Origin of the sequence: Trueperella sp. (assembly GCF_043424875.1) — a bacterium.
Classification (GTDB): Bacteria; Actinomycetota; Actinomycetes; order Actinomycetales; family Actinomycetaceae; genus Trueperella.
In genome coordinates this window covers 1-23,728 of sequence record NZ_JBHWPL010000114.1, presented here as the reverse complement: position 1 = coordinate 23,728, position 23,728 = coordinate 1, and the positions used below count along the sequence as shown (strand labels likewise).

The 23,728-nt window shown below is 64.1% G+C and carries 20 protein-coding genes; 14 read left to right on the top strand and 6 right to left on the bottom strand.

Annotated elements, in window-relative coordinates:
* Window positions 1-740: IclR family transcriptional regulator (locus ACHFFR_RS09350; RefSeq protein ID WP_394263997.1), on the bottom strand; the 740-nt coding region annotated here is incomplete at its 3' end.
* A gap of 193 nt (window positions 741-933) precedes the next feature.
* Here ACHFFR_RS09350 and ACHFFR_RS09345 point away from each other — a divergent pair.
* The 7 genes from ACHFFR_RS09345 to ACHFFR_RS09315 all read left to right on the top strand — a co-directional run bounded on the left by ACHFFR_RS09345 (window position 934) and on the right by ACHFFR_RS09315 (window position 8,028).
* Window positions 934-2,538 (top strand): mannitol dehydrogenase family protein, encoded by a 1,605-nt coding sequence (locus ACHFFR_RS09345; protein ID WP_394263996.1) that lies wholly within the window; start codon window positions 934-936, stop codon window positions 2,536-2,538.
* Window positions 2,535-3,620 (top strand): mannonate dehydratase, encoded by a 1,086-nt coding sequence (locus ACHFFR_RS09340; RefSeq protein ID WP_394263995.1) that lies wholly within the window; start codon window positions 2,535-2,537, stop codon window positions 3,618-3,620. Before ACHFFR_RS09345 ends, ACHFFR_RS09340 begins: the two co-directional genes overlap by 4 nt.
* On the top strand, window positions 3,620-4,264 hold the full coding sequence (locus ACHFFR_RS09335; RefSeq protein WP_394263994.1) for a bifunctional 4-hydroxy-2-oxoglutarate aldolase/2-dehydro-3-deoxy-phosphogluconate aldolase: 645 nt from the start codon (window positions 3,620-3,622) through the stop codon (window positions 4,262-4,264). The genes ACHFFR_RS09340 and ACHFFR_RS09335 overlap by 1 nt, the downstream gene beginning before the upstream one ends.
* Complete coding sequence (locus tag ACHFFR_RS09330; RefSeq protein ID WP_394263993.1) at window positions 4,261-5,364, top strand: sugar kinase; 1,104 nt, start codon at window positions 4,261-4,263, stop codon at window positions 5,362-5,364. Before ACHFFR_RS09335 ends, ACHFFR_RS09330 begins: the two co-directional genes overlap by 4 nt.
* 177 nt (window positions 5,365-5,541) lie before the next feature.
* A complete protein-coding gene (locus tag ACHFFR_RS09325; protein ID WP_394263992.1) occupies window positions 5,542-6,570 on the top strand; it encodes an endonuclease/exonuclease/phosphatase family protein in 1,029 nt (342 codons plus the stop codon).
* Window positions 6,571-6,679: 109 nt separating this feature from the next.
* Window positions 6,680-6,982 (top strand): hypothetical protein, encoded by a 303-nt coding sequence (locus ACHFFR_RS09320; RefSeq protein ID WP_394263991.1) that lies wholly within the window; start codon window positions 6,680-6,682, stop codon window positions 6,980-6,982.
* 71 nt (window positions 6,983-7,053) lie between these two features.
* Window positions 7,054-8,028, top strand: coding sequence for an ADP-ribosylglycohydrolase family protein (locus ACHFFR_RS09315; protein ID WP_394263990.1), 975 nt, complete (start codon window positions 7,054-7,056; stop codon window positions 8,026-8,028).
* Between the two features lie 81 nt (window positions 8,029-8,109).
* Here the strand turns inward: ACHFFR_RS09315 and ACHFFR_RS09310 are convergent, their stop codons facing one another.
* The 3 genes from ACHFFR_RS09310 to ACHFFR_RS09300 form a co-directional block, all read right to left on the bottom strand.
* Entirely contained in the window at window positions 8,110-9,237 is a 1,128-nt protein-coding gene (locus tag ACHFFR_RS09310; protein WP_394263989.1) for an App1 family protein, read from the bottom strand.
* 74 nt (window positions 9,238-9,311) lie between these two features.
* The gene (gene ald / locus ACHFFR_RS09305) at window positions 9,312-10,412 is read right to left on the bottom strand and encodes an alanine dehydrogenase (RefSeq protein WP_394263988.1); all 1,101 of its coding nucleotides are present in this window, start codon (window positions 10,410-10,412) and stop codon (window positions 9,312-9,314) included.
* Window positions 10,413-10,512: 100 nt separating this feature from the next.
* Window positions 10,513-11,259 carry a GntR family transcriptional regulator gene (locus tag ACHFFR_RS09300; protein WP_394263987.1) on the bottom strand — a complete coding sequence of 249 codons (747 nt, stop codon included), beginning with the start codon at window positions 11,257-11,259 and terminating at the stop codon, window positions 10,513-10,515.
* Between the two features lie 194 nt (window positions 11,260-11,453).
* Between ACHFFR_RS09300 and ACHFFR_RS09295 the strand changes: the two genes are divergently transcribed.
* From ACHFFR_RS09295 to ACHFFR_RS09285, 3 genes are read left to right on the top strand one after another with little or no spacing between them, the layout of a single operon-like run.
* Entirely contained in the window at window positions 11,454-12,965 is a 1,512-nt protein-coding gene (locus ACHFFR_RS09295) for a sugar ABC transporter ATP-binding protein (protein ID WP_394263986.1), read from the top strand.
* A gap of 7 nt (window positions 12,966-12,972) precedes the next feature.
* Entirely contained in the window at window positions 12,973-14,028 is a 1,056-nt protein-coding gene (locus tag ACHFFR_RS09290) for an ABC transporter permease (RefSeq protein ID WP_394263985.1), read from the top strand.
* Window positions 14,025-14,987, top strand: a complete 963-nt coding sequence (locus tag ACHFFR_RS09285; RefSeq protein WP_394263984.1) for an ABC transporter substrate-binding protein — start codon at window positions 14,025-14,027, stop codon at window positions 14,985-14,987. The genes ACHFFR_RS09290 and ACHFFR_RS09285 overlap by 4 nt, the downstream gene beginning before the upstream one ends.
* Here the strand turns inward: ACHFFR_RS09285 and ACHFFR_RS09280 are convergent.
* Window positions 14,978-15,973 (bottom strand): carbohydrate kinase family protein, encoded by a 996-nt coding sequence (locus ACHFFR_RS09280; RefSeq protein WP_394263983.1) that lies wholly within the window; start codon window positions 15,971-15,973, stop codon window positions 14,978-14,980. The genes ACHFFR_RS09285 and ACHFFR_RS09280 overlap by 10 nt on opposite strands.
* Window positions 15,974-16,070: 97 nt before the next feature.
* Here ACHFFR_RS09280 and ACHFFR_RS09275 point away from each other — a divergent pair, with 97 nt between their 5' ends.
* Window positions 16,071-17,432 (top strand): 6-phospho-beta-glucosidase, encoded by a 1,362-nt coding sequence (locus ACHFFR_RS09275; protein WP_394263982.1) that lies wholly within the window; start codon window positions 16,071-16,073, stop codon window positions 17,430-17,432.
* A 140-nt stretch (window positions 17,433-17,572) separates the two neighbouring features.
* Here the strand turns inward: ACHFFR_RS09275 and ACHFFR_RS09270 are convergent, their stop codons facing one another.
* Window positions 17,573-19,051, bottom strand: coding sequence for an NAD-dependent succinate-semialdehyde dehydrogenase (locus ACHFFR_RS09270; protein WP_394263981.1), 1,479 nt, complete (start codon window positions 19,049-19,051; stop codon window positions 17,573-17,575).
* A 278-nt stretch (window positions 19,052-19,329) separates the two neighbouring features.
* Between ACHFFR_RS09270 and ACHFFR_RS09265 the strand changes: the two genes are divergently transcribed.
* From ACHFFR_RS09265 to hpaD, 3 genes are all read left to right on the top strand, one after another.
* Complete coding sequence (locus ACHFFR_RS09265; RefSeq protein ID WP_394263980.1) at window positions 19,330-20,787, top strand: fumarylacetoacetate hydrolase family protein; 1,458 nt, start codon at window positions 19,330-19,332, stop codon at window positions 20,785-20,787.
* A 77-nt stretch (window positions 20,788-20,864) separates the two neighbouring features.
* The gene (locus ACHFFR_RS09260) at window positions 20,865-22,394 is read left to right on the top strand and encodes an aldehyde dehydrogenase (RefSeq protein ID WP_394263979.1); all 1,530 of its coding nucleotides are present in this window, start codon (window positions 20,865-20,867) and stop codon (window positions 22,392-22,394) included.
* A 117-nt stretch (window positions 22,395-22,511) separates the two neighbouring features.
* Window positions 22,512-23,579, top strand: a complete 1,068-nt coding sequence (gene hpaD / locus ACHFFR_RS09255; protein WP_394263978.1) for a 3,4-dihydroxyphenylacetate 2,3-dioxygenase — start codon at window positions 22,512-22,514, stop codon at window positions 23,577-23,579.
* Window positions 23,580-23,728 lie beyond the last annotated feature (149 nt).

Sequence of the window (23,728 nt, the reverse complement as noted above, 5' to 3'; positions counted from 1 at the left end):
AGCTCCTCGCGCACGCCCGCCGCGAGTTCGGCGCGATACTCGGGGGTCATGCGCTCGGCGGGGGCGCTGATGGAAATTGCGAGGTTGGAGCCGTTTTCTCCGACCAGCGGCACACCAACGCACGCGATGCCCGGCTCGTTTTCCTCCAGCTCCTCCGTCCAGCCACGCTCGTCAAGGTTGGCGAAATTGTGGACGACGGCGGCCTCAAGCCGCGACCTATCGGCGTCGGGCAATGCCAAGAGTTCCGGGGCGTCCAAGTACCAGCCGAGCTGGGAATCTCGGTTCTCGAAGGAGCCGATCAGCGCGCGGCCAAGTGACGTGGTGACGGCCGTTGCTCGCTTGCCGACTGCGGAGACCACGCGAATGGCGCGGTCGGGCTCAACCTTGTCGAGGTAGACGATGTCGGTGTCGACGAGCTGGCCTAGGTGCACGAGTTCGTTGAAACGGTGGCCGATGCGCGCGAGGTAGGGGCGCAGGTTCTCTATCGACTGCCGGGTGGAGGTGCGGTACTGCGCGATGGGCGCGATGCCGTCGCCCAGCCGGTAGTAGCCGGTGTGTGAATCTTGCTCCACCCAGTTGTGCTCGCGGAGCGTGGCGAGGGTGTTGTACGCCGTCGCCTTGTTGATCCCGAGATCGGCCGCGAGGGTGCCAAGCGGGGTGCCCTGCGGGTCTTGGCTGGCAAGGTATTCAATCAGCGTAATTGCTCGGCTCACGCTGGCGAGCGGCTTCGGATTTCCCATGCCCCCAAGCATAGCGAAGGGTGGTTCGCCCTGTGAAACGGGAGTTTAAGGCCGGCCGGAATCGGCCCAATTGTGGTTACGGTCACACTCAACTAATGTTGGTATACAAGCGCACCCGAGAAGGGATATGCTTTCACCACAGATAAACAAGCGTTTACCATAGAAAAACAACGCGGTTCGATGGAGAGCTTACATGGAATTGACACTTGCCGGAATTGACAACCGTGCAGATTTTGAGAGAGCGGAGGTGGAACTCCCCAGTTTCGACGTCGCCGATATGCAGACCAAGGGCAAGGAAGATCCCCGCTGGATCCACCTTGGCCCTGGAAACATCTTCCGCGCATTCCCCGCGCGAGTCGCACACGACATGATCGCCGACGGCGAGCACTGGCCGATCACCGCCGTCGTCCCCATGAATCCCGAGGAGCTTGATAAGCAGCTCGGAGCAAACGATCTCATGACCCTCACGGTCACCCTGAACCCCGATGGAACCCGAGACCTCAAGGTCATTGCGGGCATCTCGGAGGGCCTGGCGTGGGCGCGCAGTGCGGACTACAACCGCCTCGTCGAGGTCGTCAAGCATCCGAAAGTCTCGATGATCTCGATGACGATCACCGAGAAGGGCTACGGAATCCACGACTCGCAGGGTCAGCTCTCGGAGCAGGTTCTGGGCGACATCGATTCGGATCCGCGCCAGTTCCACGCCAACACGATGGCGAACATCGCCGGCCTGCTCGTTCACCGCTACGACGCCGGCGGCGAACCGATCAACGTCATGTCATTCGACAACTTCTCCCATAACGGAGACAAGCTCAAGGACTCGGTCCTGCAGGTCATGCGCGGCTGGGTGAACGGCGGAAAGCTGGACGCCGCCGTACTCGAATGGGTGGCGGACAAGGAGAAGGTCGCCTTCCCCGTTACGGTGATCGACAAGATCACCCCGCGCCCGAACGTGGCCGTTGGCGAGGAGCTCAAGGTCCTCGGCTTCACCGACATGGAGGTCGACTACCTCGGCCGCATGCCCGTGGCAGGCTTCGTCAACACCGAGCCCACCGAGTACCTCATCATCGAGGACGTCCTCGTTGGCGACGTGCCGGACTTCAAAAACTACGGCGTGAACGTCACCTCCCGCGAGGTCGCAGACGACTTCGAGAACATGAAGGTGACCACCTGCCTGAACCCGCTGCACACGGCACTGGCCACGGCCGGCGTCGTGCTCGGATTCCCCACGATCGACTCTGAGATGCGCGACCCGGCGCTGCGCGCCTTCGTCGAGCAGCTTGGCCGCAACGAAGGCCTGCCCGTCGTCGTCGATCCGGGCATCGTCAACCCCGAAGACTTCCTCAACGAAGTCCTCGACGTGCGCTTCCCGAACCGCTACCTCCCCGACGATCCGGCGCGCATCGCCATGGATACCTCGCAGAAGGTCGGCATCCGCTTCGGCGAAACGATCAAGAAGTACATCGCTCAGGACCGCGACCTGACTGAGCTGAAGGCCATCCCGCTCGCGATCGCGATCTGGATGCGTTACCTTCTCGCCGTCGACGACGAGGGCAAGCCCTTCGACCCGTCGCCGGACCCCCTCCTCGAGGAGCTTCAAGGCCGCCTCGCCGGAGTCACGCTGGGCCAGCCGGTCGACGCGAGCGCCGTGCTGCGCCCGATCCTGTCTAACCCCGCCATTTTCGGTGTCAATCTGTACGACACCCCGCTCGCCCAGCGGATTGAACACCTATTCACTGAACTCGTGGCCGGTCCGGGCGCCGTCCGCAACACCGTCAACAAGGAGATGATGGCATGAAGATGACATTCCGCTGGTACGGCGAAGGACACGATCCGATCCCACTCCAGTACATCAAGCAGATCCCGGGCATGACCGGCATCATGGGCACGCTGAACTACAAGGCAGCGGGCGAAGTGTGGGACAAGGATGAGATCAAGGACCTCGTGGAGGGCGTCAATGCTGCCGGCCTCGAGTGCGAGATCATCGAATCCGTCAACGTTCACGAAGACATCAAGCTCGGCCTCGACACCCGTGATGAGTACATCGAGAACTACAAGATCACCCTCGAAAACCTCGCCGAGTTCGGCGTCAAGGTCGTCGTGTACAACTTCATGCCGGTGTTCGACTGGCTGCGCACGGAGCTCGCCCACGTGAACGAGGACGGCTCGACCTGCCTCTACTACGATCACGCCGAGGTCGAAGGCATGACCCCGCGCGACATCGTCAACAAGACCGAAGAGGACTCCGGCGGCCTCACGCTCCCAGGTTGGGAGCCCGAGCGCCTTGCACGACTCGACGAAGTCATGGAGCTATACCAAAACATGACGGTCGAGAAGCTGCGTGAAAACTGGAAGTACTTCCTCGATGCGATCGTGCCCACCTGTGAAAAGGTCGGCATCAAGATGGCGTGCCACCCGGACGATCCGGCATGGGACCTGTTTGGCATCCCGCGCGCATACAAGAACCGCGACGACATCGACGCGATCGTCGGGCTCAACGAGTCCGATGCGAACTCGCTGTGCCTGTGCTCCGGCTCGCTTGGCTCGAACCCGGATAACGATGTTCCGGCGATCTTCCGCGAGTTCGGCAAGCGCGGCAAGATTGCCGCCGCCCACGTGCGCAACGTCAAGTACCTCGGCCCGAAGAAGTTCAAGGAAGCAGCTCACTGGGCACAGGACGGCAACCTCGACATGTCCGCCATCATCGAAGCGCTCTACGATTACGCACCGGATGTGTACGTGCGCCCAGACCACGGCCGCATGATCTGGGGCGAAGAGGGCCGCCCGGGCTACCCGCTGTACGACCGCGCACTCGGCGCCCAGTACCTGCTCGGCCTCTGGGACGGCATCGACCAGCAGCGCAAGGAGGCCGGCAACTAATGGCTAACCTTCCAGACGCACTCCCGTTCCTCAAGGACAACCCGATTGTGCCCGTCGTCGTGATCGACGACGCCGCCGACGCGGTTGCCGTGGGCGAAGCGCTCGTTGCGGGCGGCATCGGCTGTGCGGAGGTCACCTTCCGCACCGAAGCCGGCCCGGACGCGATCAAGGAAATGTCCGCAGTGGAGGGCATGGTCGTCGGTGCAGGCACTGTCCTGAACCGCGAGCAGGCCGAGCGGGCCGCAGACCAGGGCGCGAAGTTCTTCGTCTCCCCGGGTTGGGACGACGGCGTGGCCGACGTCGCCACCGAGCGCGGCATTCCCTACCTGCCGGGCGTTCAGACCGCCACCGAAATCATGATGGCAGTCAACCGCGGCGCCACCGCGGTGAAGTTCTTCCCGGGCGGCGAAGCCGGCGGACTCAAGATGGTCAAGGCCCTGCGCGGCCCGTTCCCGAACACGGCGTTCGTGCCCTCTGGCGGCGTGAACCCCGGCAATCTTGAAGAGTGGATCACCGATCCGGCGATTGCTGCGGTATCTGGTTCGTGGATGATCAAGCGGGATCTCATCAACAACAAGGACTTTGACAAGATTACCGAGCTTTCGAAGGAAGCATCGGAGCGAGTAAAGGAGCTACGCAAATGAGTTTGATTGAACTAAGACCAGCGGACGAGGTTCGCTACGACGTCGTATCGCTGGGTGAGGTTATGCTTCGCCTGGATCCGGGCGAGGGTCGCATCCGGACCACCAGGCACTTCCGCGCGTCGGAAGGCGGCGGCGAATACAACGTAGCTCGTGGTATGCGTAAGGCTTTCGGCAAGCGCTCGGCAATCGTGACCGCCCTTGTTAAAGACGAGGTGGGCCGCCTGGTGGAGGACATGATCCTTACCGGTGGCGTGGATACCCAGTGGATCAAGTGGGTTGAATCCGACGGCTACGGCGGGGCAGCGCGCAACGGCCTGAACTTTACCGAACGCGGCTTTGGTATCCGTGGCGCCGTAGGCACCTCCGATCGCGGGCACACCGCGGTGTCTCAGATGGAGCCCGAGGATGTGGATTGGGACAAGCTCTTTGGTGAATACGGTTCGCGCTGGCTGCACACCGGCGGTATCTACGCCGCCCTCTCCCCGCAGTCGGCGGAGACGGCGAAGGCCGCAATGCAGGCTGCAAAGAAGCACGGCACGATCATTTCTTACGATCTGAACTATCGTCCGTCGCTGTGGAAGTCGCACGGTGGGCTCGATGAGTGCCGCCGCGTCAACCGCGAGCTCGCTCAGTACGTTGACGTCATGATCGGTAACGAGGAGGACTTCACGGCCTCGCTTGGCTTCGAAATTGAGGGTGCGGGCGACAACCTGGACAACCTCGAGGTCGAGTCGTTCCGCCAGATGATCGAGAAGGCCCGCGCGGACTTCCCGAACTTCCAGGTGATCGGCACGACCATGCGTGAGGTCGTGACCGCGTCGATCAACAACTGGTCGGCAGTGGCATGGCACAAGGATCAGGGCTTCGTGAAGGCTACCCAGCGCGATGGCTTGGAGATCATGGATCGCGTAGGCGGCGGCGACTCGTTCGCGACCGGCCTGATCTACGGCATCCTTGAGAAGGATTCGATCCAGGAAGCTGTTGAATACGGTGCGGCACACGGCGCACTCGCACAGACCACACCCGGCGATACGACGATGGCCTCGCTTGAGGAAATTGAGCGCGTTGTTGCAGGTGGCTCGGCGCGCGTCCAGCGCTAATCGCACAATAAACCCGAGCGTCGATGACGCTCACGGAAGGGCACAGAGCTTCGGCTCAGTGCCCTTCTGGTGTCCCACGTGAGTGGGTTGATTCCATTCGAGCCGGTCGAGGTGGCTAGACTCGTCGGTGTGCCCCTCGGAACGCACCCGAGAGTTGCACGTCCAACGGGAGGGTTCATGAAGTACGTGTGGGGAATCTTGGCAGCGCTGCTGGTCATTGCCGGTGCGCTGACGCTCCGCCCTGACCTCATCCCGGGTTTCGACAACGTCGCGCTGTCCACCCCCATGGCCCACCTCATTGCGGTTCGCCCGTGGCTCTTCATCGCATTCATGGCCACGGCGCTCTTCCTGCTGCTCTTTTCTCTTATTCGCTACAAGCTCGTCGGCGCCGGCCGCATCGCCCTCGCCGTTGGGCTGATCTACCTCGCGATGGCGATCTTCCACGGCGGCACGGTCTACGCCCGCGGAATCCAAAACCCTGCCCAGCTTGGCCCCGACCGCGGGATTACCAGCGCGGGCACCGGCAACGGCGCCATCACGGTCCTGACCTACAACACGCTCGGCGGCAGCATCGACGAGGAGGCGCTCGCCGACGCGATCCAGAACAACGGGGTCGACGTCGTCGTGCTCACCGAAACCGCCACCGCGCGTGGAACGGAAATGACGGGCAGGCTTGCCACCCGCGGACTGCAGTTCCAGCAGTTCGACACCGGGACGGACGAGTACGCCACCGAATTCGAGTCGACTGTCGTGTTGGTGTCGACGTCGATGGGCGAGTACGTTCAAGTGCCCTCGGCCGCGGGGCTGCCCAGCTCCGTCACGGTGGTCTCGGCGACCGGGCACGGCCCGAAGATCGTCGCCGTGCATCCCTTTGCTCCCACGCTCGAGGGGATCGATCGCTGGCGTACAGACATCGACTCGATCTATGCGTTGTGCTCCGACTCCGGCCCATTCATCCTTGCGGGCGACTTCAATTCCACCGTGGACCATCAGATGGTCGTGGGCGGGGCGTGCAAGGATGGCGCGATCGAGGCCGGCTCCGGCGGGCTCGGCACCTGGCCCACCCGAATCCCCAACCTCCTGGGCACGCCCATCGACCGCGTACTCCACGACGGCTCCTTCGAAGGCATCGACGCGATGCAGTTTGAGTCCGGCGATACCGACCACCGCGGCCTGATCGTCCGGCTTGCGCCCGCGGGAGACTAACGGCGGCCGAGCGCGCCCATCGATTCAGCGCTGCGCAAACTTTGCCAATACGGCGGTCGGCGCATGCCACGAGGCGATAAACTTGGGCAGATCTATCAAAGGAGTGATCATGGGTTTCCTGAAGACGCTGTCGATCGGCGCAATCGGTTACGTTCTTGGAGCGCGCGCGGGTCGCGGTCGCTACGAGCAGATTAAGTCCAACGCCCAGAAGGTGTGGAGCTCGAATCCGGTCCGTGAGGGACGGTCGAAGGTTCGCAACCAGGCTGCGGAGACATTCCAGCAGGCGCAGGGCGCAGCATCGGCCAAGTTCCACGAGGCCACGGATGCGGTGAAGGACAAGGTGAAGAACGACGACGAGGTGGTCGTCGAAGAAATCCGCGTCGAAGCGGTACCTGTTCCGCCCGAGAAGTGAGACTAACCCACAAACCCTAAATTCGAGGGTGTGATCGGGGCTACACTTAGGGTGTCTCGCAGGAGGTACCCATGGAAAACTTTGAGCTCACAGATCTCATGATTGATCGCGCTCGCGGCGCGCTGCTCGCATCCGCAGCAGGCGACGCGCTCGGCGTGCCCTACGAATTCGCCAAGGCCACTGACGATCCCCAGATGATCGGCGGTGGCCTTGGTCCGTATGCGCCCGGCGAATGGTCGGACGATACGCAGATGGCCGTCTGCATTGCGTCGGTGGCCGCGTCCGGCGTCCGGCTCACGTCGGATGCCGCCCACGATGAGATCGGGCAGAACTTCATTAACTGGATGCACGACGGCGCATCCGACATCGGCATTCAGACCCGCGCCGTGATCGGCCGAGCGGCCGAGATGGACGGCGACGTCTCCGACCGCCTACGCCTCGCCGCCCGCGAGTTCAGCGCGAGCACCGATCGCTCCGCCGGCAATGGCGCGCTCGCCCGCATCGCGCCGGTGGGCATCTCCTTCCTCTGGGACCGCGACGCCACGTCCGAAGCCGCAAAAGATCTCGCATCGCTCACGCACTTCGACCGCGAAGTCGAAGAGTCGTGCGTGCTGTGGGCGGAGGCGATGCGCGTGGCAGTGATTGAGGGCGTACTCGACGTGCGAGCCGGCCTCGACCTCCTCCTCGAGGATTCGCGAGACAAGTGGGTGGCATGGATCGACGACGCCGATCGCGGCCTCGTCACGCCCAGAACCAACGGCTACACCGTCTCCGCGCTTCAGTGTGCGTGGTTCGCGGTCAAGGCGACCACGGACTACTTCGGCGAGGCCGCCGTCTACGACGGCGTGCGCAGGGCCGTCAAGCTCGGCGGTGACACCGATACCGTGGCGGCGATTGCGGGCGCATTGCTTGGCGCGCGCTGGGGCGAGAGCGCGGTTCCGGAAAAGTGGAAGGATGCCCTTCGCGGCTGGCCCGCCATGACCGGTGCCGATCTTGCGGATATGGGAGAGCGCATCGTGCGAAACTCCCAGCCTCGCGGCTTCTGAGTTCCGGTGGCACCGGCGCGCCCGGCCGCGTGGCGCGAGCTTCCGGCCTTGTGGCGCGAGCTGGCTTGAGACCGCGCTGACTTAAGACCGAGCCGCGCTTGCCATCTCGACGAAGCGTTGCGCCTTGCGCAGGAGTTCGTAGCCGTCCTCCCCGCGGATGATCGGCACGCCGTCGTCCTCGATGTCGATGTCCTGGCGCGAGCCCTGAATCGCCTCGGTTGTGCCGTGCGAGAGCACCTGCTCAATGGGGTCGAGTGTGCGCAGGCCGATGCCGCGAACGCGCATCGGGTATTCGCGCGCGAGGTCGTCGTAGATGATCGGATCGTGCTGACCGTCGTCGCCGATGAGATACCACTGAATGTTGGGGAACATGATGAGCAAGTTCCGCAGCTGGGTCTTCTTGTGCTCCATGCCCGAGCGGAACAGGCCGGTGGGGGTGGGACCCCAATCCGTCATCAGCATCGGGCCGATAGGAAGGTCGTTTTGCTGGATGAACTTCAGCATCGACGAGTAGACGTTCCACGCGCCCGTCGAGAGGTAGAACACCGGCGCATCGGGCGTGGGCTCGAGGAGGTACTTGTAGAACGCGTCCATGCCGGGGATCGGCTTGCGCATGTTCGTATGCAGGATGAAGGCGTTGTAGGCGGCGATGAGCGCGCGCGGAAGGGCGGTGACGACGACGGTGTCGTCAATATCGGAGACGAGACCGCTCGTGGCCGTGGGGGAGACGATCATGACGGGCGCCGTGATGGGCTCGCCCGCGCTCGGCGTCAGAGTCGCCTCGTGCCACCCGGGCTCGAGCCCGTGGTTTTCAATGAGCAGATCCACGTAGCCCGATCGGTCGGTGCGGGTGTGAATGGTCTGGTTGCCGAGCGTCACGGTGATGGGCAGGAAGCCCACCTGGGTGGTAAAGAACTGGCGCCATCCGCGCTGGGCGTGCTCGGCCTGCTCGCTTGCCATCGCGGCAACATCGCGCATGCCCTGCGTGGTGAACGAGTGCATGTTCGTGGGCAGGAACGGCAATTGGAAAGGCTTCGTATCCTCGTTCGGGTCGGCCATGATCGCGCGCGCCAACACTTTGGCACCGTGAATCGACCCGTATCCGGTGTACCCGGTGAGCCGGGGGAGCCAGCCCTGATTTCGGCGTCGGACGATGTTCCGACGGTTCAAAGAGTCTTCAAAATTACGCGCAAGGTTCGCTAAAGCCATATATCAAGCGTACGTGACCCCCGGCCAGATGACGGGCTGAACGGGAAAAATAACGCTGATAACGAAGCGAGTACCTATAGCGACGAGAGTTCGAGTCCGAACGCGTCGGCGACGCCGGGTTCGTACAGCTTGCCGTCGTAGGTGGACAACCCTTGCGCGAGGTCGGGCATATCCTTGATCGCCTGCTCCCATCCCGCCTCCGCGATGTGGGTGACGTACTTGAGCGTGGCATTCGTCAGCGCATACGTGGAGGTGTAGGGGACCGAGCCTGGCATGTTGCCCACGCAGTAGAAGAGAGAGCCCTCGAACTCGAAGGTCGGATCGTCGTGCGTGGTGGGGCGCGAGGCCTCGAAGCAGCCGCCCTGATCGATCGCCACGTCCACGAGCACCGATCCCGGCTTCATGTCCGTGATCATCTCGTTCGTCACGAGCTGGGGTGTGCGGGTGCCGGGGATGAGGACGGATCCGATCACGGCGTCGGCGTTCTTGAGCCCGCGGGCCACGGACAGCGCCGTGGAGTATTCGGTGTGGATGCGGCCTTCCGTGATGTCGTCGATGTAGGACATGCGGCGGAAGTCGACGTCGTAGACCGTCACGTCCGCGCCCATCGCCGAGGCGATGCGTGCCGCCTGGAAGCCCACGGTTCCGCCGCCGAGAACGACGACGTTCGCCGGGCGGGTTCCCGGAACTCCGCCCATGAGGATACCGCGGCCACCGGCGACTTTGAGCATGAGGTGCGCGGCGATCTGCGCGGCGAGGCGGCCGGCCACCTCGGACATCGGGGCGAGCAGGGGCAGCGCGCCGTCGGGAGCTTCCACGGTTTCGTAGGCGAAGGAGATGACCTTTCGCTCGAGCAGTTCGCGAGTGAGCTCCTCGGAGGCGGCCAGGTGCAGGTAGGTGAACAGGAGCTGGCCCTCGCGCATGAGCTCGTACTCCTGAGGGAGCGGCTCCTTGACCTTGAGGATCATGTCGGCCTCGCCCCAGATATCGGCGGCGTCCCGAACGATGCGCGCGCCGACGTCTCCGTAGGCCTCGTCCGTGATCGACGAGCCTTCGCCCGCGCCCGCCTGGACGAGCACCTCGTGGCCGCGCCGCACCAGCTCGTTGACGCCTAGCGGGGTAATGGCAACGCGGTACTCATTGTTCTTGACCTCTGTGGGAACACCGATGATCATGGACCCTCCTCATAAACTATTGGCTCATCCTATAGCGGCCACATGTGCACAACTGGGGCTAATGGCACCCCGGAGAGGGAGGAGCGGCGCTCGCGCTGGCCTAACTCTGCGCCACCACCGTGGACTGGTAGCGGTACATATCCGCGCGATAGATGTGAAAGCCCCACTCGACGATCCGCCCGTCCGCGCCGAACGCGGTGCGGTCGATGGTCAACACCGGATCGCGCATCGAGATCGCGAGGAGTCGAGCCTCACGCTTGTCCGGGCGCTCCGCACCGACGGATTGGCGGGTGGACGTCGGCGCGACGCCGTTCTTCCGCAGCAATTCGTAGAGCCCAAACGTCTCGAGTTCCTCGCGCGAGGGAGCGAGGGCGGCGGGAAGCCAGTTGTAGAGGATGGCGACGGGTTCGCCGTCGCGCCGGCGCAGGCGTTCGAGCTCGACGACGGACGCCTCGGCCTCGATACCCAGCTGCTTGGCGATGGCCTCCGTGGCGCGCCGGTGGTTGTACTGCAGGATCTCGGTGGTCGATTCGTGCCCGGATTCCTGAATCTCTTCGTGAAGAGAGGGGAGTTGAATGAGCTGGAGGTGTGGTTGGGGCGCGACGACCGTGCCCACCCCGCGTCGCCGCTGAAGGAGGCCGGCCTCGACGAGGGTCTGGATGGCCTGGCGGGCGGTGAAGCGGGAAACTTGGAGGCGCTTGGCGAGGGCGATTTCGTTCTCGATCCGGGTGCCCGGGCGCAGCGCGCCCTCAACGATCGCGCGCTTGATCGGTGCAGAGATCTGGGCGTGCAGGGGCGCGCTTGCTTCGCGATCCAGCACGATGTCCGGCTGATACTTCTTCGTCATGACCCTCCTGTGTGTCCTATCTCAGTTTATCGATCGAGCCTCAAAGCGTATACCGATCACGCATGTCCGGACATATACTAAAACATGTGCGGCGCGAGAATCTTGCGTTGCGCTCGACAATCGTTGAATTACCAACAAAATAACTCCGCCCCGGCCGAGGCGAGAGGCCTCCAACGAAAAGAGGATCTGACCAAATGCTTCTTCAGGCTCGCCAGATCAGCAAGCGCTATCCCGGCGTTCAGGCACTCGACGCCGTCGATTTCAAACTCGAGGCTGGGCAGATCCACGCCGTCGTCGGCGAGAACGGCGCGGGCAAGTCCACGCTCATGAAGATCCTCGGTGGAATCGTCCGCGCGGATTCGGGCGAGGTGCTGCTCGATGGCGCCGAAGTTCGCTTCGATGGCCCGCTCGAGGCGCAGCGCGCCGGCATTGCGCTTATCCATCAGGAGCTGAACCTCATCCCCGACCTCACGGTGGCCCAAAACATTTTCTTCGGCCGCGAGCCGCGCAAGGGTGCCCGGATCGACGACGCCGCGATGGCCGAGCGCTCCGAGCAGATCCTGCGTCGCGTTGGCCTGAACATCGATCCGACGACCCCGCTTGGCATACTGACCGTGGCGGCGCGGCAGATGGTGGAGATCGCCAAGGCGCTGTCGATGGACGCCCGCGTGCTCATCATGGACGAGCCCACCGCCGCGCTCTCGTCCCACGAGGTCGAGCAGCTGTTCGACCTCACGCGCGAATTCATCGCGGGGGATCATGCGCCTGGCCAGGAGCGCGCGGTCGTCTACATCTCGCACCGCCTCGACGAAATTCAGGAGCTGTGCACGCACGTATCCGTCCTTCGCGACGGCAAGAACGTCTCCACTCACCCAGCAGAAGACCTGAGCCGCGATGACATGATCTCACTCATGGTCGGCCGCGCGATCGACACCTCGCATCGGCCCGAATCCACGCCCGAGGAGGCGTACGGGTTCGAGGTTCGCGATCTCAACGCCGGCATGGTCAAGGACCTCTCGTTCGCCGTGAAGAAAGGCGAGATATTCGGCCTCGGCGGGCTCGTCGGCGCCGGCCGCACGGAAGCCGCACGGGCGATCGTCGGCGCGGATCCGAAAGAGTCCGGCACCGTCGTCGTCGGTGGACAACAGGTGCGCACGCGCACCGTGGAAGAGGCGGCGCTGGCCGGCATCGGCTATCTCTCGGAAGACCGCAAGCACGACGGGCTGCTGCTCGAGCAGTCGATCACGCAGAACGTCGCGCTACCGTCGCTGGCGCTGTGGGCCAACGCGGGGGGAGTGGTCGACGACGACGAGGCGGAAGAGATCGCCGATGAGTCGGTGTACAAGCTCGGGATCGTCACGCCGTCGGTGGACCAACAGGCGAAGAACCTCTCGGGCGGAAACCAGCAGAAGGTCGTCATTGCGAAATGGGTGGCGCGCGACTGCGACGTCCTCATCTTTGACGAGCCGACCCGGGGCGTCGACGTGGGCGCCAAGGACGAGATCTATCACCTGATGGAGGAGCTCGCTGCGGCGGGCAAGACGATCATCGTGATCTCCTCCGAAATAGCGGAGCTCCTTCGGGTGTGCCACCGCATCGGCGTCATGTGTCAGGGAGTCCTGACTGGCGTACTAACCAACGCCGAGGCCACCTCGGAAAACATTATGGATTTGGCGACGCGCTTTGACGTCGTGCGCCAGAGTTGAGGGAAAAATGAATCCGATTGATCCAGATCGCGCCGTGGTCGCCACGCGCGAGGAAGCAGAGCCCAAGGTTGAGGCGAAGCGCAGTGGGCCCGTTGGGTGGGTGCAGAGGATGTACGAGCGCCACCCGGCGCAGGTGCTCATCCTCGTCTCCGAGCTTGTGCTGATCGTCATCTTCTCGCTGCTCAGCCCGTACTTCCTTGACCTTGGAAACATCTCGGCGCTGCTGCTCGACGCCTCGGTCTACATCCTGCTCGCGCTCGGGCTGACGTTCGTCATCGCGACGGGCGGCATCGACCTGACTCCCGGGTTCGGTATGGCGTTCACGGGAGTGATGACGGCGCTGGTGATGACCAACGTCGGCGGGCCGATGTGGCTCGCGATCGTGGCCGGAGTGATCGCCGGAGTCCTCGCGGGCCTGGCGCTCGGCGCGGTCAACGGCTTCCTCGTGGCTAAGCTCAACATGCAGCCGATGGTGGCCACCCTCGCGATGATGCTCGTGGCGTGGGGCGCGGCGCTGTCGATTACCGGCACGTCCTCGATCCCGCTCAATGACTATCGCGCGTTCCTCGAGCTCGGCAACGGGAAGACGTTCGGGCTGACCAACGCGATCTACCTGTGCATCGTGGCGGCGATCTTCGCGCACTTCCTGCTCAAGCACACGCTGATCGGGCGCTACGCGCTCGCGATGGGCTCGAACGAGGAGGCCACGCGCCTCTCGGGCGTGAACGTGCAGCGCTGGAAGTGGCGGGTGTATGCGCTCGCGGGCGTGTTCACCGGCCTGGCCGGCGTGCTCATGGCCTCCAGGTTGGCCTCCGGTAAGCCGGACGTTGGCCAGTCGTACGAGATGTACGCGATCGCGGCGGCCGTGCTGGGTGGCGCGTCGCTGCGCGGTGGCAAGGCATCGGTGTTCGGCTCCGTGGTCGGCGCAATCCTCATCGCCACCATCCGCAACGGCGCCGTTCACATGGGCGTCTCGGATCAAAACCAGAAGATCCTGCTCGGTGTGGTTGTGCTCATCGCCGTCTATCTGGACGTGCGACGCCCGAACAAGGCCAGCGCATGAGGCGCGCTCGGGCAATCGCGCTCATCGCAGCGCTCATGCTGATCGCCACGGGCTGTTCCGGCTTGGGCGAGCGCGTGACGAACGAGGACGGCAAGCTGGACATCGCCGTCGTCGCGAAAGGGTATGCCAGCCCGTTCTGGGCCGCCGTGAAAGAAGGCGCCTTCGACGCGGGCGAGGACCTCGGCGTGAACGTGACGTTTAACGGGCCGGATACGGAATCGGACGTCGTGCGCCAGGTGGATCAGATCAACCTCGCGCACGTCATGCACCCTGACGCGTTCGTGTTCGCGGCGCTGGATTCCTCGGCGTCCGTGATCGCGCTCGAGCAGTTCGAAGAGTCGGGCATCCCGGTGGTCGCCTTCGATTCGGGCGTGCCTAATTCGGATATCCCGGTGTCCACCGTGGCAACGAACAACCGCGCGGCCGCGGCGGCCGCCGCCGAACACATGGTCGAGCTCACCGGCGGGGAGGGCGAAGTTGCGATCTTGGCGCAGTCCTCAACGTCCGTCACGGGCATCGACCGCCGCGACGGCTTCATCGACTACCTCGAGGAAAACGCGCCGAACCTCAAGGTCGTGGACGTGCAGTACAACGACTCCGACCAAGCCAAGGCCGAGCAGCAAGCCTCGGCAATCATCCAGGCTCACCCGAACTTGAGCGGAATTTTCGCCACCGACGACGACGGCGCGGTTGCCGCAGCGCAGACCGCCCGGCGCTCAGGCGCCGATCTTCACGTGATCGGATTCGACTCGGGCGCCGTGCAGGTGCAGTTGATCCGCGAGGGCGTCATGGCCGGGTCCGTCACGCAAAACCCGTACCTCATGGGCTACATCGCGGTGGAGACCGCGGTGCGGGCGGCGCAGGGCGAGGACGTGGAACCCGTTATCGATTCCGGCTTCTACTGGTACGACGCCACGAACTGGCAGGACGAGGAGATCCAGAAGGCGATCTACGACTGATCCGCGAGGAGTCGACGCACGAGGGCGGCAGGATCGGGAACCGCACGGACATCGGTCTCCGCCCAGCGAAGCTCGCCAGAATCTGCCCAGCCGAGCAGCTGGCGTTCGGTGGGCGCAGCGGCCGAACCGCCCGGGCGCTCCACGGTCCACGCGGCCGTGACCTGCCCGAGCACGGCTGCTTCCGCGAGCGAGGCGCCAGCCGCAAGCCCGCGCACAAGCCCGGCAGTGAAGGAGTCGCCGGCGCCCGTGGTATCAAGGGCCGTCGCCGAAATCGCGGGCAACTCGGTGTAGACCGGGGCGCTCCCGTCCGTGGTTCCCTCGCCGCGTTCGGCAACGAGCGCGCCCTTGCCACCCAGCGTCACGATGAGCGCTGGCACCTTATCTAAGAATCGCGCCGCGCCTTTAAAGCAGCAGTCCTCCCGCGTGTACTTCAGGCACTCGACCTCGTTGGGCACGAAGATATCGGCCTGCGCGATCGGATCCATGTTCGCCGCGTTCCACTGCTTGGAGGGATCCCAGCACGAATCGACGATCACGGTGGTGCCGGCCTCGCGCCACCTGCGCACGGTCTCGATGGCCTTCGGAATGTAGGGGACGGAGGCTAGGAAGTAGTCGGGCGCGGGCATGTCCGCCGGCGGTAGTGGCGCGGAATCGTCGCCCCACGTGGTAAATGCTCGGTCGCCGTCGAAGCTCTGCGCGATGGTCACGGCTTGCCGCTCCACCGTCGTCGACCCGTCAAAGCGAATGTTCTCCTCGTCCAGCAGTTCGCGCACCCACGCCCCGGCGCGGTCGCGGCCGAAGGAGGTCAGCACGTTGACGTCGAGCCCGAGGCGCGCGCACGCCACCGCTTGATTGGCAACCCCGCCAGCCATGATGTCGCCGCCGTCGACCCACTGCTCCTCCCCGGGCACGGGTGCGTGCGCGAGGCCGTAGCTGATGATGTCCAAGAACAGCGGCCCTGCTGTGACCACGTGTGCGTGCTTCATGCGCCCAGCATACCGAGCCGCTCATGCGCGGGTGCGTTGAACGCTCTGGCCGGCGCCCGTAGTCTTGGAGGGCAAGCGATACCCACGAGAAGGCGCAATGAAACTTACTCTGATTGGCGGCGGTGGCTTCCGCGTTCCCCACATGGCTTCGGTGTTTCAGGAAGGCTCGCGGGTGCGGCTTGACGAGCTCGTCCTCTACGACGTCGACCCCGAGCGGCTAGCGACCATGAAGAACGTCCTCGACCAGCTTGGACTCACGGCGGCGATTGGCACGATCACCACGACGACCTCGCTCGAGGACGCCGTGCGCGGCACGGATTACGTGTTCTCGGCGATGCGCGTCTCGGGCGCGTGCGGGCGCGTGATCGACGAACGCGAGGCGCTCAACCGCGGCGTTCTCGGTCAGGAGACCGTGGGCATCGCCGGCTACGCGTACGCCTTCCGACAGATCCCGGAGGCCATGCGGCTCGCCGAGGCGGTGCGCGATCTGGCGCCCGAGGCGTGGATCATGAACTTCACCAACCCGGCTGGCATCATCACGCAGGCGATGCGCCGCGTCTTCCCCAAGGTCGTGAGCATTTGCGATACACCGATCGGGATGGTCCGCCGCGCGATGCACCTCATGAACCTCGACGAGGAGGCCGTGGACTTCGACTACGTGGGCCTCAACCACCTGGGCTGGCTGCGCACGATGACGGTGGACGGCGTCGACCACCTCCCGAAGCTCCTCGCCGACGACGACCTGCTTCCCCAGATGGAAGAGGCGAAGGAAATCGGAGCGAACTGGATCCGCGCGCTTGGCGTGATGCCCAACGAGTACCTGTACTACTACTACAAGAACCGCGAGGTCGTGGAGCACCTGATGCAGGGCGAAACGCGCGGGGAGTTCCTCGTGCGCCAGCAGGGCGCGTTCTACGAGGGCGCGGCTGCCGACCCCGAGAACGCCGGAATCCTGTGGCAGCGCACCGATTCCGAGCGCAACGCCACCTACATGGCGGAGGCTCGCGAGGAGGGCGAGGAGCGCCCTCTCGCCGACGTCGATACCGGCGGCTACCAGCGCGTGGCGCTCGAGCTCATAGACGGCCTGACCAACGGCAACCCGTCCAACTTCCAGATGATCCTCGGCGTGGGCAACGCGGACGCCGACGACTTCGAGAGCAACGGCCTGCTCGTACCTGAGCTTCGCGAGGACGCGATCGTGGAGGTGCCGTGCACGGTGGACGCGCAGGGCATTCACCCGCGCCGCCCCGGCCCGGTCACCGGCCCGCAGCTCGGCCTCATCACCTCGGTCAAGGCGTGCGAGGAGCTCGTCATCGACGCGGCGCTCGCGGGTGATAAGACGATCGCGTGGAAGGCGCTTGCCCACCACCCGCTCGTCGACTCGATCGACGTCGCCAAGGACGTGCTCGAGGCCTACATCGAGGCCAACCCGGACATCGCCGCGACCTTTGAAAACTAACCCCAACGCGAGGACTATCTAAGCGGGAAAGAGGGGTCCGGGCGCAAGAACGCGAGGACTATCTAGGCGGGTAGGAGGGGCCCGGGCGCAAGAACGTAAACGCTAGAGTTCCAAGCCCGGGCCCCTCTTACCCCTACAACTTAGAAGAAGTCGGCAGCGGGCATTCCGACGTACACGGTCTGCAGGTAGTCCTCGATGCCTTCCTTGCCGCCTTCGCGGCCCATGCCCGAGTGCTTCATGCCGCCAAACGGCGCTGACGCATTGGAGATGGTCGCGGAGTTAACGCCGAGCATGCCGATCTCGAGGCGCTCAGCCAGACGCATGACGCGGTTCATGTCCTTCGTGTGGAAGTATCCACCGAGGCCAACCGAGTCCTTGTTGATGGTCTTGATGAGCTCGGCCTCGTCGTCGAAACGGATAACCGGGGCGACCGGGCCGAAGATCTCGTCCTTGACGATGTCCGACTCCGGGTCCACATCCACGAGCACGGTGGGCTCGAGGAAGTAGCCGGTGTTGAACGGCTTGCCGCCGCCGGCGGCGATCTTGGCGCCGGCTTCGACGGCGCGGTCGATCATGGCGGACACGTCGGCGAGCTGCTTTTCGGACACGAGCGGTCCGACGTCGGTGGACTCGTCGAGGCCGTCGCCGACCTTCTGGCCGGCGATGTGGGCGGCGAACTTCTCGGTGAACTCGTCGTAGACGTCGGTGTGCACGAAGAAGTGGTCGGCTGCGTTGCAGGCCTCGCCCATGTTGCGCATCTTTGTGGCGACGGCGGCCTCCACGGCCTTGTCGATGTCCGCGTCTTCGAACACGATGAACGGCGCGTTGCCGCCGAGCTCCATGGAGGTGCGCAGGACGTTCTCGGCTGCTTCCTTCAGGAGCGCCTTGCCCACCTGGGTTGAGCCGGTGAAGGAGATCTTGCGCATGCGCGGATCCTGGATGAGCGGGCCGGTGATCGGGCGCGAGCTCTTGGACGGCAGCACGGCGAGGACGCCCTTGGGCAGGCCGGCCTCGTTCATGATCTGGGCGAACAGGAGCGCCGTCAGCGGGGTCTCCTGCGAGGGGCGAAGAATTGCCACGTTGCCGGCCGCAAATGCCGGGCCGGCCTTGCGGGTGGCCATGGCGAGCGGGAAGTTCCACGGCGTGATGAACAGGCACGGGCCCACCGGGCGGCGAACGACGACGGCCTGGAGGTGGCCCTCCGGAACGCGGAAGTAATCGCCGCGAATGCGGGCGGCTTCCTCGGAGAACCAGCGCAAGAACTCGGCGCCGTAGGTGACTTCGCCGTAGGCCTGGTCGAGGGGCTTGCCCATCTCCAGGGTCATGACGGTCGCGAGGTCGTCCTTGTACTTGCCGGTGGCCAGCTCGAAAGCGCGGCGCAGGATCTCGGCGCGCTCGCGGGGAGCGGTGACTGCCCAGTCCCACTGCGCCTCGGCAGCAAGGTCCATGGCGCGTGCCGCATCTTCCGGCGTCGAATCCGCAACGGTGATGAGAACCTCTCCGGTGGCGGGGTTTCGGACGTCAAAGCGGTTACCGGAGGAGGACTCGGTGAACTCGCCGTTGATGAAGACTCCGGTGGGAATCCTCTCGAGAAGGTCTGCAATTCGTGAATCGTTCACTTGTTAGCCTTTCCGCTGCGACGCACGGCAGTGTGCGATCGGGGCGTTGTCTAGCGGTATTCATTTTTGAGTTTAAGCAATTTGAGCCGTCTACCTGCTGTTTTACGAGCAATTCACACCAATTTGCGAAAACCCCTTGACATCGAAGCGATTTGCAACGAAGATCATATACAAGATCATATACGATCCACCCGAGCGGGGCGCAACCCCCAACAGGGAAATCGTGAAAATGAGACGTGGTTCGACCATACAACCACAGGCGTGCAAAGGAGCGGGCTTTGAGCCAGAACATCGTTTCGCAAACCCTCGGTCATGAGGTCGGCAAGATTATTGCCGTTCACCTGTCCTACCCATCACGCGCGAAGCAACGCGGTCGCATCCCAGCTGAGGCCTCCTACTTCATGAAGGCATCCTCGTCGCTGACCGGCCCGGGAGAGGTGACCCGCCCAGACAACACCGAGCTGTTGGTGTTCGAGGCGGAGATCGCCGTCGTTATCGGTAAGGAAGCGCGCAACGTCTCGGAAGAGGACGCGTGGAGCTACGTCAGTCATGTGACCGCCTCCAATGACATGGGCCTTCTCGACTTCCGCGCCGCAGACAAGGGCTCCAACGTCCGCTCGAAGTCGGGCGATGGCATGACCCCGATCGGCCCGAGCCTCATCCCGGCCGACCAGATTTCGCCCGACGCCCTGCGCGTCAAGGCCACCGTGGATGGCGAGGTCGTCCAGGACGACTCGTCGTCGACCCTCCTGTTCTCCTTCGCGCACTTCATTGCGGATCTCTCGCGCTTCATGACCCTCGAGCCGGGCGACGTCATCTTGACGGGCACCCCCTCGGGCTCCTCGGTCCTGCAGCCGGGCCAGTCGGTAACGGTCGAGGTGTACTCGGAGACCGATCCGTCGATCACCTCCGGTGAATTGACGACGACGGTCGTGGCCGGCGATCCCGTGGCAGACATCGGATCGGCCCCCAAGGCTGACGAGAAGCAGAAGATTGACGCGTGGGGCTCGCGCGAAGAGGCCGGCCTCGAGCCGGAGTTCGAGCTGACCGACGAGCTGCGCGAGCGGATCTCCAACCTCGCGCTCGCAACGCTCTCCTCGCAGATGCGCCAGAAGGGCTACCCGAACGTCTCGATCGACGGCGTTCGCCCGCAGGTTCCCGGCACCAAGCTCGTCGGCCGCGCGCGCACCCTGCGCTACGTCGGCCACCGCCCGGATCTGTTCAAGAAGCACGGCGGCGGATACAACGCGCAAAAGCGCGCGATCGACACCGTCAACCCCGGCGAGGTCCTCGTAATGGAGGCCCGCGGCTACGAGCACGCAGGCACGCTCGGCGACATCCTCGCCCTGCGCGCCAAGGTGCGCGGCGCTGCCGGCATCATCACCGACGGCGCGGTGCGCGACTGGGCCCCGGTCGAAGAGGTCGGCCTGCCCGTCTTCGCACAGGGCGCCCACCCCTCGGTCCTCGGCCGCGTCCACATCCCGTGGGACACCGACGTGACGATCACCTGCGGCGGCGTGGCCGTCCAGCCCGGCGACGTCATTGTGGGCGACGACGACGGCGCGATCGTCATCCCGCCGCACATGGTCGAGGAGCTCGTTGCCGATTCGGAGCAGCAGGAATCGGAAGAAGACTTCATCGCACAGATGGTCGCCAACGGCGAATCCGTTGACGGCCTCTACCCACTCAACGCGCAGTGGCGCGAGCGCTACAACGAGTGGCTCGCAACGAAGTAACGACGCGCGCCGGTGCACATACCCTGGCCCGGCGAGCGGCGTCGAGATAAGACAGAACACGTTTGAAAGAGGACATCATGGTTAATAAGCCAGCAGGAATTCCCGAAGAAATTAAGCACTACATCAACGGTGAGCTCGTCGACTCGGTCTCGGGCGAAACGTTCGACATCCTCGAGCCGACCACCAACGAAAACTACATGACCGCTCCGCTCGGCGGTCAGGAAGAGGCAGACGCCGCGGTTGCAGCAGCCAAGGCAGCGTTCGATGAGGGTTCGTGGGCCAACATGCTCCCGCGCGCTCGCTGGCGCATCCTCAACGCAATCGCGGACGAGGTCGAGAAGATGAACGACGAGCTCGCAGAGATCGAGTCGTTCGACTCCGGTCTGCCGATCCGTCAGGCCCGTGGCCAGGCGAACCGCGCAGCAGAGAACTTCCGGTTCTTCGCTGACCTCATCGTTGCTAACGAAGACAACGCGTTCTCGATGCCGGGCCGTCAGATCAACTACGTCAACCGCAAGCCGCACGGCGTCGCCATCCTCATCACCCCGTGGAACACCCCGTTCATGCAGGAATCGTGGAAGCTCGCACCGGCTCTCGCATCGGGCGCCACCGTGGTGCTCAAGCCGGCCGAGTTCACGCCGGTCTCGGCCTCGCTGTGGCCGGGCATCATGGAACGCGCAGGCGTTCCCAAGGGCGTGTTCAACATCGTCTACGGCGATGGCATGACCGGCGACAAGCTGGTCACCCACCCGGATGCTCCGCTCGTGTCCTTCACCGGATCGCTTGCCACCGGCAAGAAGATCTTCGAGCGCTCGGCGCCCTACATGAAGCACCTCTCGCTCGAGCTCGGCGGCAAGTCCCCGGCAATCATCTTCGAAGATGCGGACTTCGAAAAGGCCCTCGACTCCACGCTCTTTGGCGTGTTCTCGCTGAACGGCGAGCGCTGCACCGCGTCCTCGCGCCTGCTCGTCCAGCGCTCGATCTACGACAAGTTCGTGGAGGCCTACGCCGAGCGCGCCAAGAAGGTTCTTGTTGGCCCGCCGTCGGACGAGAAGTCGGAGATCGCCGCGCTGGTGCACCCCGAGCACTACGAGAAGGTCACCTCCTACATCGAGATCGGCAAGGAAGAAGCACGGCTCGTCGCCGGAGGCAACCGCCCGGACCACCTGCCCGAGGGCAACTACGTGGAGGCCACCGTCTTTGCGGATGTCCCCTCGAACGCGCGCATCTTCCAGGAGGAAATCTTCGGCCCCGTCGTCGCCATCACGCCGTTCGATACGGAAGAAGAGGCGATCGAGCTGGCCAACGACGTCGAATACGGCCTGGCTGCCTACGTGTGGACGAACGACATCGCTCGCGCCCACAACGTTTCGCACCAGATCGAATCGGGCATGGTCTGGATCAACTCGCACAACGTGCGCGACCTTCGCACCCCGTTCGGTGGCGTGAAGGGCTCGGGTCTGGGCCACGAGGGCGGTTACCGCTCGCTCGACTTCTACTCCGTGCAGCAGTCGATCCACGTCACCCTCGGCGACGTGCACACCACGCGATTCGGTGCCACCGGATACGCGGAGAACGATCTTGGCCTCGGCGGTCCGAGCGCCTAACACTTTGGGCGCGCGGTGGCGGCAACCGTGATCGCGCGCCCACGACCCACAGTAAAAAGAAACATCAACAATCAGCCAACCCTCAATGGAGAGGCAATCAGCCAAAGGAGACTGAGCATGTCTGACTACACCAAGCGTCCCGAAGCACCGGCGCCGGATATTCTGCGTTGTGCATACATGGAGCTCGTCGTCACCGATCTGGAAAAGTCGCGTAACTTCTACGTGGACGTCCTCAACCTCGTCGTGACCAAGGAAACTGAGGATGCGATCTACCTGCGCTCCGCAGAAGAGTTCATCCACCACAACCTCGTGCTCCGCAAGGGCCCGGAGGCGGCAGTCGCAGCCTTCGCGTTCCGCGTGCGTAGCCAGGACGAGGTCGAAAAGGCAGCCGCCTTCTACGAGGAGCTTGGCTGCGAGGTTCGCCGCGGCGACTTCGTCGACGGCGTCCGCAATGCGGTTCGCGTCGTTGACCCGCTCGGCTTCCCTTACGAGTTCTTCTTCGAGGTTGACCACGTGGAGCGCCTCGCCTGGGCATACGACCGTCAGGCTCCGGGCGAGCTCGTTCGTCTCGACCACTTCAACCAGGTCACCCCGGACGTTCCGAACGCCATCAAGTACATGGAGAACCTCGGCTTCCGCGTCACGGAAGACATCAAGGATGACGAGGGCACGACCTACGCGGCATGGGTCCGCCGTAAGCCGACCGTCCATGACACCGCAATGACCGGTGGCGATGGCCCGCGCATGCACCACATCGCATTCGCAACCCACGAGAAGCACAACATCCTCGCGATCTGTGACAAGCTCGGCGCTCTGCGCATGTCCGACCAGATTGAGCGCGGCCCCGGCCGCCACGGCGTCTCGAACGCTTTCTACCTCTACCTGCGTGACCCGGATGGTCACCGCGTTGAGATCTACACCCAGGATTACTGGACCGGCGACCCGGACAACCCTGTTGTCACCTGGGACGTCCACGATAACCAGCGTCGTGACTGGTGGGGTACCCCCGTCGTTCCGTCGTGGTACACCGACGCATCGCGGGTCCTCGACCTCGATGGCAACCTGCAGCCGCTGGTTGAGCGCACGGATGCTAAGGAAATCGACGTCACCATCGGCGCCGATGGCTTCTCGTACACCCGCAAGGGCGACGACGAGAAGGGCTTCAAGCTTGGAGAACAAATCTAATGACAACTGAAACAACCGAGTACGACCGCGGGGAGGAACTCGTCCTCTCAACGAAGAAGAAGGAAGACCGCCGCGTCGCCCTCGGCACGCTCGTCGGCACCGCAGTCGAATGGTACGACTTCTTCATCTACGCAAACGCCGCCGCAATC

Bases quoted from the DNA above. Each gene is read 5' to 3' on its own strand.
- hpaD (WP_394263978.1), top strand. From the start codon at position 22,512: ATGTCTGACTACACCAAGCGTCCCGAAGCACCGGCGCCGGATATTCTG.
- ACHFFR_RS09275 (WP_394263982.1), top strand. From the start codon at position 16,071: ATGAAACTTACTCTGATTGGCGGCGGTGGCTTCCGCGTTCCCCACATG.
- ACHFFR_RS09335 (WP_394263994.1), top strand. From the start codon at position 3,620: ATGGCTAACCTTCCAGACGCACTCCCGTTCCTCAAGGACAACCCGATT.
- ACHFFR_RS09330 (WP_394263993.1), top strand. From the start codon at position 4,261: ATGAGTTTGATTGAACTAAGACCAGCGGACGAGGTTCGCTACGACGTC.
- ACHFFR_RS09315 (WP_394263990.1), top strand. From the start codon at position 7,054: ATGGAAAACTTTGAGCTCACAGATCTCATGATTGATCGCGCTCGCGGC.
- ACHFFR_RS09310 (WP_394263989.1), bottom strand. From the start codon at position 9,237: ATGGCTTTAGCGAACCTTGCGCGTAATTTTGAAGACTCTTTGAACCGT.
- ACHFFR_RS09340 (WP_394263995.1), top strand. From the start codon at position 2,535: ATGAAGATGACATTCCGCTGGTACGGCGAAGGACACGATCCGATCCCA.
- ACHFFR_RS09320 (WP_394263991.1), top strand. From the start codon at position 6,680: ATGGGTTTCCTGAAGACGCTGTCGATCGGCGCAATCGGTTACGTTCTT.
- ACHFFR_RS09345 (WP_394263996.1), top strand. From the start codon at position 934: ATGGAATTGACACTTGCCGGAATTGACAACCGTGCAGATTTTGAGAGA.
- ACHFFR_RS09300 (WP_394263987.1), bottom strand. From the start codon at position 11,259: ATGACGAAGAAGTATCAGCCGGACATCGTGCTGGATCGCGAAGCAAGC.
- ACHFFR_RS09295 (WP_394263986.1), top strand. From the start codon at position 11,454: ATGCTTCTTCAGGCTCGCCAGATCAGCAAGCGCTATCCCGGCGTTCAG.
- ACHFFR_RS09280 (WP_394263983.1), bottom strand. From the start codon at position 15,973: ATGAAGCACGCACACGTGGTCACAGCAGGGCCGCTGTTCTTGGACATC.
- ACHFFR_RS09290 (WP_394263985.1), top strand. From the start codon at position 12,973: ATGAATCCGATTGATCCAGATCGCGCCGTGGTCGCCACGCGCGAGGAA.
- ald (WP_394263988.1), bottom strand. From the start codon at position 10,412: ATGATCATCGGTGTTCCCACAGAGGTCAAGAACAATGAGTACCGCGTT.
- ACHFFR_RS09285 (WP_394263984.1), top strand. From the start codon at position 14,025: ATGAGGCGCGCTCGGGCAATCGCGCTCATCGCAGCGCTCATGCTGATC.
- ACHFFR_RS09260 (WP_394263979.1), top strand. From the start codon at position 20,865: ATGGTTAATAAGCCAGCAGGAATTCCCGAAGAAATTAAGCACTACATC.
- ACHFFR_RS09325 (WP_394263992.1), top strand. From the start codon at position 5,542: ATGAAGTACGTGTGGGGAATCTTGGCAGCGCTGCTGGTCATTGCCGGT.